At 62.4% G+C, this 16,418-nt stretch carries 14 protein-coding genes; 11 read left to right on the top strand and 3 right to left on the bottom strand.

The window, feature by feature from the left end; all coding sequences use genetic code 11:
• Positions 1-17 precede the first annotated feature (17 nt).
• From leuS to BLW55_RS10240, 3 genes are all read left to right on the top strand, one after another.
• Positions 18-2,633 (top strand): leucine--tRNA ligase, encoded by a 2,616-nt coding sequence (gene leuS, locus BLW55_RS10250; protein WP_090328696.1) that lies wholly within the window; start codon positions 18-20, stop codon positions 2,631-2,633.
• A 46-nt stretch (positions 2,634-2,679) separates the two neighbouring features.
• Entirely contained in the window at positions 2,680-3,225 is a 546-nt protein-coding gene (gene lptE, locus BLW55_RS10245; RefSeq protein WP_244509038.1) for an LPS assembly lipoprotein LptE, read from the top strand.
• Positions 3,226-3,438: 213 nt separating this feature from the next.
• Positions 3,439-4,344 (top strand): 1-acyl-sn-glycerol-3-phosphate acyltransferase, encoded by a 906-nt coding sequence (locus tag BLW55_RS10240; protein WP_090329955.1) that lies wholly within the window; start codon positions 3,439-3,441, stop codon positions 4,342-4,344.
• A gap of 286 nt (positions 4,345-4,630) precedes the next feature.
• Here the strand turns inward: BLW55_RS10240 and fsa are convergent, their stop codons facing one another.
• Positions 4,631-5,284, bottom strand: a complete 654-nt coding sequence (gene fsa, locus BLW55_RS10235; RefSeq protein ID WP_090328692.1) for a fructose-6-phosphate aldolase — start codon at positions 5,282-5,284, stop codon at positions 4,631-4,633.
• Between the two features lie 106 nt (positions 5,285-5,390).
• Between fsa and BLW55_RS10230 the strand changes: the two genes are divergently transcribed.
• The 8 genes from BLW55_RS10230 (at position 5,391) to BLW55_RS10195 (ending at position 14,537) form a co-directional block, all read left to right on the top strand.
• Positions 5,391-7,577, top strand: a complete 2,187-nt coding sequence (locus BLW55_RS10230) for a primosomal protein N' (protein WP_090328690.1) — start codon at positions 5,391-5,393, stop codon at positions 7,575-7,577.
• 103 nt (positions 7,578-7,680) lie between these two features.
• Positions 7,681-8,076, top strand: a complete 396-nt coding sequence (locus tag BLW55_RS10225) for an AGROH133_08824 family phage infection protein (RefSeq protein ID WP_090328688.1) — start codon at positions 7,681-7,683, stop codon at positions 8,074-8,076.
• Between the two features lie 226 nt (positions 8,077-8,302).
• The gene (locus BLW55_RS10220) at positions 8,303-8,863 is read left to right on the top strand and encodes a F0F1 ATP synthase subunit delta (protein WP_007009215.1); all 561 of its coding nucleotides are present in this window, start codon (positions 8,303-8,305) and stop codon (positions 8,861-8,863) included.
• On the top strand, positions 8,863-10,392 hold the full coding sequence (gene atpA, locus BLW55_RS10215; protein ID WP_007009216.1) for a F0F1 ATP synthase subunit alpha: 1,530 nt from the start codon (positions 8,863-8,865) through the stop codon (positions 10,390-10,392). The genes BLW55_RS10220 and atpA overlap by 1 nt, the downstream gene beginning before the upstream one ends.
• A 12-nt stretch (positions 10,393-10,404) precedes the next feature.
• Positions 10,405-11,280: a F0F1 ATP synthase subunit gamma gene (locus tag BLW55_RS10210; protein ID WP_007009217.1), complete on the top strand. Its 876-nt coding sequence runs from the start codon at positions 10,405-10,407 to the stop codon at positions 11,278-11,280.
• A gap of 23 nt (positions 11,281-11,303) precedes the next feature.
• Complete coding sequence (gene atpD, locus BLW55_RS10205; protein ID WP_007009218.1) at positions 11,304-12,842, top strand: F0F1 ATP synthase subunit beta; 1,539 nt, start codon at positions 11,304-11,306, stop codon at positions 12,840-12,842.
• 63 nt (positions 12,843-12,905) lie between these two features.
• Positions 12,906-13,310 carry a F0F1 ATP synthase subunit epsilon gene (locus tag BLW55_RS10200; protein ID WP_007009219.1) on the top strand — a complete coding sequence of 135 codons (405 nt, stop codon included), beginning with the start codon at positions 12,906-12,908 and terminating at the stop codon, positions 13,308-13,310.
• 222 nt (positions 13,311-13,532) lie between these two features.
• Positions 13,533-14,537, top strand: coding sequence for a M23 family metallopeptidase (locus BLW55_RS10195; protein WP_090328686.1), 1,005 nt, complete (start codon positions 13,533-13,535; stop codon positions 14,535-14,537).
• A gap of 71 nt (positions 14,538-14,608) precedes the next feature.
• Here BLW55_RS10195 and BLW55_RS10190 read toward each other — a convergent pair whose 3' ends face one another.
• Positions 14,609-15,130, bottom strand: coding sequence for an RNA pyrophosphohydrolase (locus tag BLW55_RS10190; RefSeq protein ID WP_007009221.1), 522 nt, complete (start codon positions 15,128-15,130; stop codon positions 14,609-14,611).
• Positions 15,131-15,146: 16 nt separating this feature from the next.
• Complete coding sequence (locus tag BLW55_RS10185) at positions 15,147-16,322, bottom strand: divergent polysaccharide deacetylase family protein (RefSeq protein WP_090328684.1); 1,176 nt, start codon at positions 16,320-16,322, stop codon at positions 15,147-15,149.
• Positions 16,323-16,418: the final 96 nt, after the last annotated feature.

Here is a 16,418-nt window from a genome sequence, read left to right as displayed (position 1 = left end):
CTTGTGAAAATCCGGCCATGGCAACCGAACGTTACAATCCCCGTGTCGCAGAACCCCGCTGGCAGAAAGCCTGGGACGAGGCAAAGCTGTTCGAGGCCAGCAATGATGACGGGCGGCCGAAATACTACGTGCTCGAGATGTTTCCCTATCCGTCCGGGCGCATTCACATCGGTCACACGCGCAATTACACGATGGGCGACGTGGTCGCGCGTTATAAGCGCGCCAAGGGCTACAATGTGCTGCACCCGATGGGCTGGGACGCGTTCGGCATGCCGGCGGAAAACGCGGCGATGCAGAACAAGGTGCATCCCAAGGAGTGGACCTATCAGAACATAGCGGTGATGCGCGATCAGCTGAAGACGTTCGGTCTGTCGCTCGACTGGAGTCGCGAGTTCGCCACCTGCGACGTGGATTATTACCATCGCCAGCAGATGCTGTTTGTCGACTTCTTCGAGAAGGGGCTGGTGACGCGCAAGACCTCCAAAGTCAACTGGGACCCGGTGGACCAGACCGTGCTCGCCAACGAGCAGGTGATCGACGGTCGCGGCTGGCGCTCCGGCGCGGAAGTCGAGCAGCGCGAGCTGGCGCAGTGGTTCTTCAAGATCACCGATTATGCGCAGGATCTGGTCGACGCCATCGACGATCTGGACCAGTGGCCGGAAAAGGTGCGCCTGATGCAGCGCAACTGGATCGGCCGTTCGGAAGGCATGCTGATCCGCTGGGCGTTTGCCGAGGAGACGGTGCCTGAGGGCGTGAATGAGCTGGAGGTCTACACGACCCGGCCCGACACGCTATTTGGCGCATCCTTCATGGCGATTGCCGCCGATCATCCGCTGGCGAAGACACTGGCTGCCAAGAATGCCGAGCTTGCCGCATTCTGCGATGAATGCCGCCGCATGGGTACCTCGGCAGCGGCGCTGGAGACGGCTGAGAAGAAGGGCTTCAACACGGGCGTGCGCGTGCGTCATCCCTTCGAACCGGAATGGACGCTGCCGGTCTATGTCGCCAATTTCGTGCTGATGGATTACGGCACGGGCGCGATTTTCGGCTGTCCGTCGGGCGACCAGCGCGACCTCGACTTCGCCAACAAATACGGCCTGCCGGTGACGCCGGTGGTGATGCCGGAAGGCGCGGATGCCGCGACCTTCCAGATCACCGAGGAAGCCTTCACCGACGATGGCGTGATGATCAATTCGCGCTTCCTCGACGGCATGAAGCCGAAGGCGGCGTTCGAGGAGGTGGCCAACCGCCTGTCCTCGGAGACGATCAATGGCCGACCGGTGGGCGAGCGCAAGGTGAATTTCCGCCTGCGCGACTGGGGTGTATCGCGGCAGCGCTACTGGGGCTGTCCGATCCCGATGATCCATTGCGACGATTGCGGTGTCGTGCCGGTGCCAAAATCCGACATGCCGGTCAAGCTGCCCGACGATATCGACTTCGAAAAGCCGGGCAATCCGCTGGACAGGCATCCGACCTGGAAGCATGTCAAATGTCCGAAATGCGGCGGCGATGCGCGGCGCGAGACGGACACGATGGACACGTTTGTGGATTCGTCGTGGTATTTCGCGCGCTTCACTGCGCCGTGGGAGAATGACCCGACCGATCCGAAGGCCGCCAATGAATGGCTTCCGGTTGACCAGTATATCGGCGGTATCGAGCATGCGATCCTGCACCTGCTCTATTCGCGCTTCTTCGCCCGCGCCATGAGCGCGACGGGCCATCTGGACGTGGCCGAGCCCTTCAAGGGCCTGTTCACACAGGGCATGGTGGTGCACGAGACCTATCGCGCCGAAGATGGCCGGTGGCTGGCTCCGAACGAGATCGAACTCTCCGGTTCGGGAGATGATCGCAAGGCGGTGGAGATCGCCACGGGTGAGCCCGCATCCATCGGTTCGCTGGAGAAGATGTCGAAGTCGAAGAAGAACACGGTGAGCCCCGAGGACATCATCGAGTCCTTCGGCGCGGATACGGCGCGCTGGTTCATGCTGTCCGATTCCCCGCCCGAGCGCGACGTGGAATGGACGGACGATGGCGCGACCGGGGCGCACCGGTTCGTACAGCGTGTTTGGCGTCTGGTCTCCGAAGTTGCGGATCATGTGCGTGGTGTGGCGCCGAAGGCGGCGCATGAGGGCTCTGCCGTTGCGACTTCGAAGGCGGCGCACAAGGCCTTGAAGGCCGTGGGCGAAGACATCGAGAAGCTGGCCTTCAACCGCGCCATTGCGCGCGTTCATCAGCTCGTCAACGATCTGCAGGAGCCGCTTTCGGCGCTGGCCGGAGCGGACGAAGCGGTGAAGGGCGCGGCGCGCGAGGCCGTCGACATCCTGATCCATCTGGTCGCGCCCTTCATGCCGCATCTCGCCGAAGAGTGTTGGGCTGCGATCGGCGGTGAGGGGCTGGTCGCTGCGAGCGCCTGGCCGGCGTTCGATCCGGCGCTGGTCGTGGACAATGAAATCGTCCTGCCCGTTCAGATCAACGGCAAGAAGCGTGGTGATTTGACAATTGCGCGCGACGCAGATCAATCTGCCGTCAAAGATGCGGTGCTCCAGCTCGATTTCGTCCAGAAGGCGCTGAACGGTTCTGAGCCGCGCAAGGTGATCGTCGTTCCGCAGCGCATCGTCAACATCGTTGCCTGATGCCGCGGGACCCGGATTGATGCTGTTTGGAAAACAGGGGGAAAGCTTGAACCCGACGTTTCGCGTTTCGCTTCTGGCCGGTCTGGCACTCTCATTGGCGGTGGCGTCCGGCTGCACGGTGCGCCCCCTGATGGCCACGCCCGATGTAACGACAAGCGGCTATGCCTCCGTGCCCGCCCTGTCGTCCATAGCCATTGCGCCGGTCGACACACGCTATGGGCAGGAGGTTCGCAACCACCTGATTTTCCTGCTCAATGGTGGAGCCGGCCAGCCCGCAGGCGCACGATATACGGTTGATCTTTCCGTGACGCGGTCGAGCACTGCGGCGGCGCGCGTGCAGGTTCGTACCGACAATGAGCCCACCTCCAGCCTCATGACCATGACGGCGGATTACAAGGTTACCGACAGCGACACCGGCAGTGTGGTTGCGACCGGGCGCCGCCAGATCTCCTCGGCCTACGATGTGCCGCGACAGGAGTTCGCCGCGCTGCGCGCAGAACGCGATGCGGAAAACCGCGCTGCCCGCGAACTGGCGGAGCAATTGCGTCTGGCGCTGGGGCAGGACCTGGCGCGCGCGGAGAACGGATCATAACACTGCTGCCCTCAGCGGCCGTCGTTTCGCTGCACATGGACGTTGTAATCTTGCATTCGTGTCATTGCGTCGTCACAGTATTCGGTGAAACAGCCTGTGAGGCGTGATCTCTGAATGTTGCGCTATTTCCGTGGAAGCTCATCTTCCGACAAGTCGAAGGAGCGGAGTGACGGTGATGACGAGAACCGAAATGCTGCAGGGGGCACTTCGTCCATGGCTCTGCACACGACGCTGACCTCGGTTGCTGCGGTTCTTGGTAGCCGCGTACTGGGCCGCGACGTCTATGCGCCCGAAACGCCGCATGTGGTCGATCAACTGATTGCCGAGCGCACCACGCATCTTTCGCAGAATATGCTGTGGCCGCTGGCCCAGCCCTTTCTCTACCGCTTTCTGCACTACCGGCAGGCCGTGACCATGGCCGACGAGGTTGCCGAATTATCCGGCCGGGATGCCTTCGCCTATATCAGCCGGCTTCTTTCACTGGAAATCTCGGCGAGCGGGCTGGAGAATATTCCGGTTTCGGGCGGCTTTATCCTTGCGCCGAATCATCCGACCGGCATTGCCGACGGCATCGCCGTCTACGACATGATGAAGGCCGTTCGTCCGGATATGGCGATTTTCGCCAACCGGGATGCCCTGCGTGTCAATTCGCGGTTCCGCGATCTGATCATTCCGGTGGAATGGCGCGCGGGTGAAAAGTCTCACGCCAAGAGCCGGGATACGCTGGAAATGACCGCCAAGGCGTTCAACGCCGGCAAGGCCATCGTGCTCTTCCCCTCCGGACGCATCGCCTACTGGAACAGGGACAAGCTGACCGAACGCCCCTGGCAGCCCTCCGTGGTGGCGCTCGCGCGGCGCTATCAGGTGCCGGTCATTCCAATGAACATGACGGCGCGCAATTCGGGCCTGTTCTATCTGCTCTCGCGCTATTCGACAGAACTGCGCGACATGACGCTGTTCCACGAGCTTCTGAACAAGAAGGGCCGGGCGATCAGCATGGTGATTGGCAAACCGATCATGCCCGAAGCGCTGGGTGAGGGTGAGCCTGCGGATGTGGCCGCGCGCCTTCAGGAGCACACGGTGCAACGGCTGCGCGACGACCCGGACGCGACCTTTTAAAGCGCGGCGCGATCTTTCAGATTCGCTCTGTGCGCTTTAGGTCCTTGATTTGACGCATGTCTTTGTCCCGAAACCGGTGCCCACTTTCGGGAGACATGCGTTGGGATTTGCGGCGAGCGTGCCGATTGGCGTGCGGCGGTAGAAATCAGTTTTCGGAGAAGAATGGCGCGCCTGCTGTTGTTGCTGGCGCTGGCCCCTCATCCTTACCTTCTCCCCGCAGACGGGGAGAAGGGGGCGTCTGTGTCGGTGCAAATCTTGCACCGAGGTTGTTTCCGGCTGTTTAGCCTCAGCCGATCTTCTGGCCGGTCTTCGCCCAGTCGGCGAGGAAGGCTTCGAGGCCCTTGTCGGTGAGCGGGTGCTTGACCAGCGCCTTCAGAACTGACGGCGGCACGGTTGCGACGTCGGAGCCGATCAGGGCGGCCTGCTTCACGTGGTTTACGGTGCGGATCGAGGCTGCGAGGATTTCAGTGCCGAAATCGTAATTGTCGTAGATCGTGCGGATCTCGGCGATCAGGTCCATGCCATCGATGCCCATGTCGTCGAGACGACCGATGAAGGGCGAGATGAAGGTTGCGCCGGCCTTGGCGGCAAGCAGCGCCTGATTGGCCGAGAAGCAGAGCGTGACATTGACGAGGCGGCCCGAAGAGGTGATCGCCTTGCAGGCCTTGAGGCCGTCCATGGTGAGCGGCACCTTGATGCAGATGTTGTCGGCGATCTTCGAGAGAACATCGGCCTCTTTCATCATGCCTTCGAAATCTGTCGCGGTGACTTCGGCGGAAACCGGGCCATCGACGATGCCGCAGATTTCCTTCGTCACTTCCATGATGTCGCGGCCCGACTTCATGATCAGCGACGGGTTCGTGGTGACGCCATCGAGCAGACCGGTGTCGCTCAATTCGCGGATTTCATTGACGTCGGCGGTGTCGACGAAGAACTTCATGACAAACTCCTTAGGCAGTCCGAAGGCGGGGATTGAGAGGATGCACACTCATCCTCCATATGTTCGGTCTTTGCTCTAATGCAAGAACAGGGCAAGGTCACGCCCGATGACAAAAGATTCGCCAATGAGCTCCGTTGTTCCGGTCATGGTGCCGATGCCGGCCGAGCGGCCCTACTCATATGCCGTGCCCGAGGGCATGCGCGTGGAGCCGGGCTCCATCGTCCGCGTGCCGCTGGGGCCGCGCGAGGTGGCTGGCATCGTGTGGGACGGGTCGGGCGAGGCGGTGGCGGCGAAAAAGCTTCGGGCCATTGCCGGGGTTTTCGACTGTCCGCCGATCCCCGAAGAGATGCGCCGGTTCGTCGACTGGGTGGCGAGCTATACGCTTTCGCCGCCCGGTATGGTGGCGCGCATGCTGCTGCGTGCGCCGGCGGCGTTCGATCCCGAACCGCCGACCGAGGGGCTGCGGCTTGTGGAGGGCATGGGGCCTGACCGGCTGACGGCAGCTCGCGAACGCGTGCTGGAAATGGCCGCCGACGGCCAGGCATGGACCAAGGCGGGGCTTGCCCATGCGGCGGGCGTTTCCGCCAGCGTGATCGAAGGACTGCGTTCGCAGGGCGTGTTCGAGACGGTCTCGATCCCGCCGCGCCCGGTGGTGGCTCTGCCCGACCCGACATTCGGGCGCGCGACGCTGACCGATGGGCAGGCGGAAGCCGCCGCGCGCCTGCGGGAAAAGGCCGGCACCGATGTCTTCAGCGTGACGCTGATCGACGGTGTGACGGGTTCGGGCAAGACGGAAGTCTATTTCGAGGCAGTGGCGGCTGCGCTGGAGCGGGGCAAGCAGGTTTTGATCCTCATTCCCGAGATCGCGCTGACACAGGCCTTTCTTGAACGCTTTCATGACCGGTTTGGTGCAAAGCCCGCCGAATGGCACTCCGACCTTGCGCCGAAGAAGCGCGAGCGTGTCTGGCGACAGGTGGCCGAAGGGCAGCTGCGGGTGGTGGCGGGCGCACGCTCGGCGCTGTTCCTGCCCTTTCGCGAGCTTGGGCTGATCGTGATCGATGAGGAACACGACCCGGCCTACAAGCAGGAAGACCGTGTCTTCTACAATGCGCGCGACATGGGCGTGGTGCGCGGGCATATCGGCGGCTTTCCGGTGGTGCTTGCGTCGGCAACGCCATCGCTTGAAAGCCGGGTCAATGCCAATCAGGCCCGCTATGAGCGGATCGTGCTTTCCTCGCGCTTTGCCGATGCGGCGCTGCCCGACCTTGCCACCATCGACATGCGCAAGGCGGCGCCCGAGCGTGGCGGTTTCCTCTCGCCGGTGCTGATCGAGGAGATGAAGAAGACGCTGGCTAGAGGTGAGCAGTCGCTCCTGTTTCTCAATCGGCGCGGCTATGCGCCGCTGACCTTGTGCCGGGTGTGCGGACATCGGTTTCAATGTCCCGACTGTTCGAGCTGGCTGGTGGAACATCGCTTTCGGCGGCAGCTTGTGTGCCATCACTGCGGCTATAACGAGCCGCGCCCGGAAGCCTGCCCGGAATGCGGGACGCTCGACCATCTGGTGGCCTGCGGGCCGGGGGTGGAGCGAATCACCGAAGAGGTGGACCAGCTTTTTCCCGATGCGCGCACCATCATGCTGTCATCCGACATGATGGGGGGCGTGAAGCGGCTGCGGCTGGAACTGGAGGCCATCGCCAAGGGCGAGGCAGACATCATCATTGGCACGCAGCTTGTGGCCAAGGGGCACAATTTTCCCGGCATGACGCTGGTGGGTGTGATCGACGCGGATCTGGGGCTGGCCAATGGCGATCCGCGCGCGGCGGAGCGCACCTTTCAGCTTCTGGCGCAGGTGACGGGCCGCGCGGGGCGCACGGGCCGCAAGAGCCTCGGCCTGTTGCAGACCTATCAGCCCGAGCATCCGGTGATGCGAGCGATCGTGACGGGCGATGCGGAGGCGTTTTATGAGCGCGAGACAGCCGAGCGCGAACGGGCGGGGCTTCCTCCATTTGGCAGGCTTGCCGGCATCATCGTGAGTGCAGCCACGCGCCAGGAGGCCGAAAGCCATGCACGCGCGCTGCGGCGTGCGGCGCCTCGCGCCGATGAGGTAGATGTGCTCGGCCCTGCCGAAGCGCCGCTGGCGCTGGTGGCCGGAAGGCACCGGTTTCGGCTGCTGGTGCATGGCACGCGCCGCGCGGACATTCAGGGCTTTCTGCGCGACATGATCAAGGCAGGGCCAAGGCCGCGCGGCTCGGTGCGGGTTCAGGTGGACATCGATCCGCAGAGTTTTCTGTGAAGTGTGGCTGATGCGCTATGCCGTCCGGGGGTTGAAGCAGGATAAGAGAACCGAAGCTTGAAATAGGCCTTTTCGGGCCGCAATCCGCAAACGGGGGTTTCAGATGCAGTTCTCCTTTCCATGGCCGGTAACCCAGGGCGAATGGCTGGCTTGGTCGGCGGCGGCGGTGACGATCTTCATCGGCCTGTTCGTCATGTTCATGCCCAGGCTGGCCCTGCGTCTCTTCCGGCTGCAGCCGGCGGCGGAGCGCACCGAAATGCTGGTCGTGCCGCGCGCCATCATCGGCGGTTTCTATATCGGTTTCGGGCTGGCGGCGATGATGCTGGCGCAGCCCTTCATCTATCTGGCGCTTGGCGCAGCGTGGGCCGTGTCGGCTTTCGGCTGTGCGATCTCGATGCTCTCGGATGGTGCGAAGGCGCTTTATAGCTGGCTGTTTCTGCTTCTGTCGCTCGTTCTGGCGGTGCTGCCGCTGGCCTTCGTGATGGGATTCGTTGCCTGACAGATCAAAAATGCGTCGAAACTGCGACAAAGCAACCGGTTTGCCGGGGGCTATGCGTGTTGCGACTCTCGGAAGCCTGTGCTAGACGGCAATCGGCTTTCAGCAGGAAGGCATGTCCTATGTCTTTTTGCGAGGGGAAAAATTCAATCAGGTCAGAGATTTAGCCCGAGCTCGGTGCTCCAGCAAAAAATCTTGTGGCCTTCTATGCGTGAGAGATGACCATCCCGTGGCACAATCTGGCTCCATGATTTCCGGAATGGCAGGGCGCTACGCTGGTTCGCTTTTCGAACTGGCGAAGGAAGCCAAGGCGATTTCCACAGTCGAGGCCGATCTCGGTCGTTTCGAAAAGCTTCTTGAAGGCAGCGACGATCTCCAGCGTCTGGTCGAGAGCCCGGTTTTTTCCGCCGACGACCAGCTGAAGGCGATCAGCGCCGTTCTCGACAAGGCCAAAATCACGGACCTGGTCGGCAATTTCCTGCGTGTCGTGGCGAAGAACCGGCGTCTGTTCGCCGTTCCGCAGATGATCCGCGCATTCCGCCACATTGCCGCAGAAGATCGCGGTGAGACCACGGCGGACGTGACGGCAGCGCATGCGCTCAACGCGACGCAGGAGAAGGAACTGAAGGCCGCCCTCAAGGCAGTGGCTGGCAAGGACGTTTCAATCAACGTTTCTGTTGATCCCTCCATTCTCGGCGGGCTGGTGGTCAAGATGGGCTCGCGCCAGATCGACACATCGCTCAAAACCAAACTTAATTCGCTCAAGCTTGCACTGAAAGAGGTCGGCTGATGGACATCCGTGCGGCGGAAATTTCCGCAATTCTGAAGGATCAGATAAAGAACTTCGGCAAGGAAGCCGAAGTTTCAGAAGTTGGCCAGGTGCTCTCCGTGGGCGACGGCATTGCCCGCGTCTATGGTCTGGACAATGTCCAGGCCGGTGAGATGGTGGAGTTCCCAGGCGGCATCCGCGGCATGGCGCTCAACCTGGAAGTCGACAATGTCGGCGTCGTTATCTTCGGTAGCGACCGTGACATTAAAGAAGGCGACACGGTGAAGCGCACGGGCGCCATCGTGGACGTTCCGGTCGGTCCGGAGCTGCTTGGTCGCGTTGTTGACGCGCTCGGCAACCCGATCGACGGCAAAGGCCCGATCAAGGCCAAGAAACGCGCACGCGTTGACGTAAAAGCGCCGGGCATCATTCCTCGCAAATCGGTTCACGAGCCGATGTCCACGGGTCTCAAGTCCGTTGATGCACTGATCCCGATCGGTCGCGGCCAGCGCGAGCTGATCATTGGCGACCGCCAGACCGGCAAGACCGCCATCGTTCTCGACACCTTCCTCAACCAGAAGCCGCTCAACGACGGTGACGACGAGAGCCAGAAGCTCTACTGCGTCTATGTCGCCGTTGGCCAGAAACGCTCCACGGTTGCACAGCTTGTGAAGGTTCTGGAAGAGCGCGGCGCTCTCGAATACTCGATCATCGTCGCCGCAACCGCTTCCGACGCCGCTCCGATGCAGTTCCTGGCTCCGTTTGCCGGCTGCGCCATGGGCGAATATTTCCGCGACAACGGCAAGCATGCCGTGATCGCCTATGACGATCTGTCCAAGCAGGCCGTCGCCTACCGTCAGATGTCGCTCCTGCTGCGCCGCCCGCCGGGCCGTGAAGCTTACCCGGGTGACGTTTTCTACCTGCATTCCCGCCTGCTCGAGCGCGCGGCGAAGATGAACGACGAGCAGGGCGCTGGTTCGCTCACCGCTCTGCCGGTCATCGAGACGCAGGCAAACGACGTGTCGGCCTACATTCCGACCAACGTGATCTCGATCACCGACGGTCAGATCTTCCTCGAGACCAACCTGTTCTTCCAGGGTATCCGCCCGGCCGTGAACGTCGGTCTGTCGGTGTCGCGCGTCGGCTCCGCAGCCCAGATCAAGGCGATGAAGCAGGTTGCCGGCTCCATTAAGGGTGAGCTCGCCCAGTACCGTGAAATGGCTGCGTTCGCGCAGTTCGGTTCTGACCTCGACGCCTCGACCCAGCGCCTGCTCAACCGCGGTGCACGCCTGACCGAACTCCTGAAGCAGCCGCAGTTCTCGCCGCTGAAGACGGAAGAGCAGGTTGCCGTGATCTTTGCCGGTGTGAATGGCTACCTCGACAAGCTGCCGCTTGCCGATGTCACCCGTTTCGAGCAGGGCCTGCTTTCGCACATGCGTGCGGACGGCAAGGACGTGCTGGAAGCGATCCGCAAGGAAAAGGCGCTTTCCGACGATCTGCGTGAGAAGCTCAAGGCACAGATCGACGCATTCGCCAAGAACTTCGCCTGAGGCTAAGCGAGCATGGCTTCCCTTAAGGAACTTCGCAACCGGATCGCCTCGGTCAAGGCGACGCAGAAAATCACCAAGGCGATGCAGATGGTCGCCGCGGCGAAACTGAAGCGCGCCCAGGAGGCGGCCGAGGCTGCGCGGCCCTATGCCGAACGCATGGGAACCGTGCTCGCCAACATTGCCGGCGCCGTGTCGGGAACCGACGCGCCGCCGCTGATGGCCGGCACCGGCAAGGACGACGTGCATCTCCTGGTCGTCGCCACGGCCGAGCGCGGTCTTTGTGGCGGCTTCAACAGCCAGATCGCCAAGAAGGCGCGCGAGCACATCCGCGCACTTCTGCGGGACGGCAAGACGGTGAAGGTGCTCTGCGTCGGCAAAAAGGGTTACGACATCCTGCGTCGTGACCATGGCGACCTGATCATCGATCGCGTGGACCTGCGAGAGGTGAAGAAGATCGGCTTCGAGAACGCGCATGAGATCGCCCGTCAGGTGATCGGCCTGTTCGAGAAGGGCGAGTTCGACATCTGCACGCTATTCTACTCCGAATTCCAGTCGGTGATGTCTCAGGTGCCGACCGCGCTGCAGATCATCCCCGCAGCGGTTCCCACAGAGGACGCCGGCGAAGGTTCGGATGCGGTTTACGAATACGAGCCGGATGCGCCTTCCATTCTTGCGGATCTGATCCCACGCAACATTTCGGTGCAGATCTTCCGTGCGCTTCTTGAGAACGCAGCCGGTGAGATGGGCGCCAAGATGACTGCCATGGACAGCGCGACGCGCAACGCAGGCGAGATGATCGACAAGCTTTCGATCACATATAACCGCCAGCGCCAGGCGCAGATCACCAAGGAACTGATCGAAATCATTTCGGGCGCGGAAGCGCTCTAACGGACCGAAGAGGTTAAACGAACATGGCCAAAGCAGCGACCCCGAAGACGGCGTCCGCGACTGCCGCAAAGAAGGCGGCTCCGGCACGCAAGACGGCTTCCACCCGCAGCACCGCAGCAAAGAAAGCAACCGGCGCAACCGGCACGATCCGCCAGGTTATCGGCGCCGTTGTCGACGTGCAGTTCGAGGATCACCTGCCGGCGATCCTGAACGCGCTGGAGACTGAGAACCAGGGCAATCGCCTCGTTCTCGAGGTGGCGCAGCACCTCGGCGAGAACACGGTTCGCTGCATCGCCATGGACTCCACCGAGGGTCTGGTCCGCGGCATGGAAGTTCGCGATGCGGGCAGCCCGATCGCGGTTCCGGTCGGTGACGCAACGCTTGGCCGTATCATGAACGTGGTCGGCGAGGCCATCGACGAAGCCGGCCCCGTGAAGGGCGACGGCACCCGCGCCATCCATCAGCCGGCTCCCGACTATGTGGACCAGTCCACCGAAGCCGAGATCCTGGTCACGGGCATCAAGGTTGTCGACCTGCTCGCTCCTTACGCCAAGGGCGGCAAGATCGGCCTGTTCGGCGGCGCCGGCGTTGGCAAGACCGTTCTCATTCAGGAACTCATCAACAACGTCGCCAAGGCGCATGGCGGTTACTCCGTGTTCGCCGGCGTTGGTGAGCGTACCCGTGAGGGCAACGATCTCTACCACGAGATGATCGAGTCCGGCGTGAACCAGGATCCAGCCAAGAACAATGGCTCGACCGAAGGTTCCAAATGCGCCCTCGTGTTCGGCCAGATGAACGAGCCGCCCGGCGCGCGCGCGCGTGTTGCTCTGACCGGCCTGACGGTTGCCGAGCACTTCCGCGATCAGGGCCAGGACGTTCTGTTCTTCGTCGATAACATCTTCCGCTTCACGCAGGCGGGCTCCGAGGTGTCGGCGCTTCTCGGCCGTATTCCTTCGGCCGTGGGCTACCAGCCGACGCTGGCGACCGACATGGGCGCCCTGCAGGAGCGCATCACCACGACCACGAAGGGCTCGATCACCTCGGTGCAGGCCATTTACGTGCCCGCCGACGATCTGACCGACCCGGCACCGGCAACGTCGTTCGCCCACCTGGACGCGACGACCGTGTTGAACCGCGCCATCTCGGAAAAGGGCATCTACCCGGCCGTGGATCCGCTCGATTCGACCTCGCGCATGCTCGACCCGACGATCGTCGGCGAGGAGCACTATCAGGTGGCGCGTCAGGTGCAGGAAATTCTCCAGCGCTACAAGTCGCTGCAGGACATCATCGCCATTCTCGGCATGGACGAGCTTTCCGAAGAGGACAAGCTGACGGTTGCCCGCGCCCGCAAGATCGAGCGCTTCCTGTCGCAGCCCTTCTTCGTCGCAGAAGTGTTCACCGGCTCGCCGGGTCTCTTCGTGGACCTGGAAGACACGATCCGCTCGTTCAAGGGTCTGTGCGACGGTGAATACGATCACCTGCCGGAGGCTGCCTTCTACATGGTTGGCACGATCGAGCAGGCTGTCGAGAAGGCACAGAAGCTGGCAGCGGAAGCAGCCTGACCCAGGCTATGACCGGGAGGTTCGCACGAACCTCCCGCCTTCATGCCAAACCGGTAGGACACGATGGCTCAATCCTTCAAATTCGATCTGGTCTCGCCCGAGCGGCTTCTGGTTTCCCAGGATGTCGAATCGGTTGTCATTCCCGGCACCGAGGGCGAACTGACCGTCATGGCGACCCACGCGCCGACCATGACCAGCATCAAGCCGGGCGTGGTGGCCGTTGCTGCCGACGGCAAAACGGAACGCTATGTGGTTTTCGGCGGTTTTGCCGACATTCTCCCCGATAGCTGCACCGTTCTGGCCGAATCGGCAGTGCATGTGGACGACATCAATCGTGAAGACCTTGCGCGTCGTATCCAGGATGCCCGTGAGGATATCGAAGACGCCAAGGATCACGAGACACGCCTGCGTGCCGAAGAGTTTCTGCATCAGCTAACGACGCTGGAAGGCGCTATCCTTCCAGCCTGAGTGGCCGTTTGTTTGAGGGAAAAGCCGGGCCAGCGCCCGGCTTTTTTCGTTTGAGCCTGTAACAGTCGGATGAGATTGCCGGGTTAGAGCATCGGACCGAAAAGTGGAATCCGGTTTTCGGGCTACTCCGATGCTCCATCAATAGTTTAGATCGTCCTTTGTGCGTCCGAATGGACGCACGGCGATCTAGAATAACGCGGACTGTGATCTGGAGCGATTTCGATGATTATACGCAAGCTGACTGGCCTGCTTTCTGGTGTCGTCGCGGTTGCGGCAGGCAGTGGCGTTTACGCTCAGGAACCGGATCTCCGGACACTGGAGCTCGGCCGACACTTCACTGAGGTTTTTCAAACAGGTTCTGCGGAAGATGTGTGGTCACGGATGTCGGGCAAGATGCAGGCCGCGCTTGGTAGCCTGAACCACCTCAAGGGCTTCCAGGCGTCGGTGAGGCTGACATTCGGCCCGCAGACCGGCATTCTCGATGAGCAGACGGAGCGGCGCAGCACGCTCCGGACGTACCGCCGCCGTGCCACCCATGCGAGCGGGGCGGATGTCGTCTGGCAATGGAGTTTTGGCCCTGACGATAGTATCGCAGGCTTCTATGTGCGGCGTGTGCCCGAGGAAGCTGTGTCCACGCATCTCAACTACGAAACACGCGCCGCGCTTCGCCTGCCCTTCGAGGGTGAGTGGTATGTCTTCTGGGGTGGCCGCACTCTGGAGGAGAACTACCATGCCGAGACCCCGGCACAGCGCTTTGCCTATGACTTCGTGGTTCACAAAGACGGGAAATCGCACAGCGGAGACGGGGCCAGGCTGACGGACTACCATTGCTGGGACCGTGCGATCCTTGCGCCGGCAGACGGAACGGTGGTCGCACGCGTAGACGGCTTGCCCGATCAGGCCATCGGCGAGACGGACGCGCAGCGGCCGGCGGGCAATCATGTGGTGCTGGACCTGGGAGAGGGAGAGTTCGTGTTCCTCGCGCATCTGCGCCGTGGCTCGGTGACGGTCGAGACAGGTGAGCGTGTGCGCAGCGGCCAGGAAATCGGTCGCTGTGGCAACAGCGGGAACACATCCGAACCGCATCTGCATATGCACATGCAGACCACGCCGGACCTCACCGCCGGTGAAGGGCTGCCGGCCCAGTTCCAGAATTACAGGGCCGATGGCGTGTTGCAGGAACGCGGGGAGCCCGTGCGCGGGCAGACGGTGACCGTCGGGGATTGAGGTGCCTGCGCCAGAGAGAGAAAGGTGATTTCAGGCTTGGCGGTCTCAGCGCATTTCTTGATGAGACCGCTTCAAGGCGCCAGATGACGAAAGGCGTCGACCACGCTGTCATAGACCTTGCGCTTGAACGGCACGATCAGCTTCGGCAGGTCCGTCATGGGCTTCCACTCCCACATGTCGAACTCGGCCTCGTGACCACCGGGCGGCGGGTTGATGGCAATCTCCGTATCCTGCCCCTCGAAGCGGAAGGCGAACCATTTCTGCTTCTGACCGCGATACTTGCCCTTGAGCGCTACGCCTATGAGATGCTCGGGCAGATCGTAGGTAATCCATTCAGGCGTTTCAGCGAGGAATGACACGGACTTGATGCCGGTTTCCTCGTAGAGCTCGCGATAGGCCGCTTCTCGCGGATCTTCGCCCTTGTCGACACCGCCCTGGGGCATCTGCCAGAGCTGCGTCGCGCCGGAGAGTTCGTCGGTATCCGGCTGTACGATGCGCCGGCCTGCCCAGGCGAGACCCCTGCCGTTCAGCACCATGATGCCAACGCATGGGCGATAAGGCAGGTCATCTGCGGACATATTGTTCCTGGCCATTGCTGGGGTTCCAATGCTATCGGGGCTGCGGGTCGGCGGCGAGCGCCGAGATCGGGACGAGTTCTATCCCGCGCGCGGTGACCTCGCCAGCCCATTCGGCGACGGTGTCTACGGTTTCATCGAACGCTGACCCCGTGCCGATGGCGAAGCCTCTGGCGCGGGCGATGCGCTCCAGTTCGTCGAGCTTCTTCAGGATCTCGCCACGCTCGGGGCGGCGGTTGTTTCCGGTGGGGTCGATCAGCACGTCGGACGCGGCGAAGGGAACCCCTTCCTGAAGCGCGAGGTCCTGCGCAACACTGCGCGCGGATGTGCCGTCGTCGATATACATAAGCCCGCGCTTGCCCAGCTCGGCCATCATGTCGCCCATGGGCTCCGAATCGGCGGTGAAACGCCCGCCCATATAGTTCATGACTCCGGTATAGTTGGTGATGCGCGAAAGTGCCCAGCGCAGGCGGGACAGGTTTTCCGCGGACGAAGCGTCCACGGTGAGCGTGTTGCGGCCCGGATTGGGCGCAGGGTAGCCGAAGGGCTCCATTGGCACCTGCAGAACAACCTCATGCCCTGCCTTGCGCGCGGCCTGCATCCAGCGGCCCAGACTGTTGCCGGCCGGCGCGAAGGCCAGCGTGATTTCCGGGCGCAGCGTTTCAATCGCTTCCTGCGTGGTTGTCTGCGAAAGCCCCAGGCCGCCGACGATGACGGCGATCCTGGCGCCCCGCGTGCCCGACCACGAACGGGCATAGACGTCGAACGGGCGGCGGCCGCCGGCGTCGCGCACGGGCAACGGTCCCGTTTCCGATTCCTCGATCAGTGCCCGGTCGGGAAGATGTGCAAGCCTCGGGTGCTGTCCCATGGCCGAAGGATCGCGGATGACAATGACACCGTTGCTGGCAGGTTCTTCCGGACCGAGACGCGTGATCGAGGCGTTCGGCGCGCCCTGTTCCCGCGCTTCCGCCGTGGGCTCCGGCGCCGTCGCTTCGGCAATTGTCTGCTCCACCGGCTCCGTTACGGCGATTGCCGAGGGCGTGCGGAACGGGCGGTCGCGCAGCGCCACGGCGGTGGAGACGCCGAGAATTGCAACGGCGACAAGGCCCACCAGTAAGCGTTCTGTGGTGAAGATGCCCCGTCGTTTCGGCTTTTCGGGCCGGTTATCACGGCCGAGTGGCCGGTCTATGTCTCTGTTCCCCGAAATCATACCCGCCCGTTACGATGGCCGAGGGCCAAGAATCCAGACCGGTCATCTCCTTCGCTGAAGGATTGCCGCTCCAATGTTCAGTCATTCCAAATCTCA

The sequence above is a fragment of the Nitratireductor aquibiodomus genome, assembly GCF_900105565.1.
Classification (GTDB): Bacteria; Pseudomonadota; Alphaproteobacteria; order Rhizobiales; family Rhizobiaceae; genus Nitratireductor; species Nitratireductor aquibiodomus.
The sequence above is the reverse complement of the archived record's forward strand: the minus strand, read 5'-3'. Positions and strand labels throughout refer to the sequence as shown.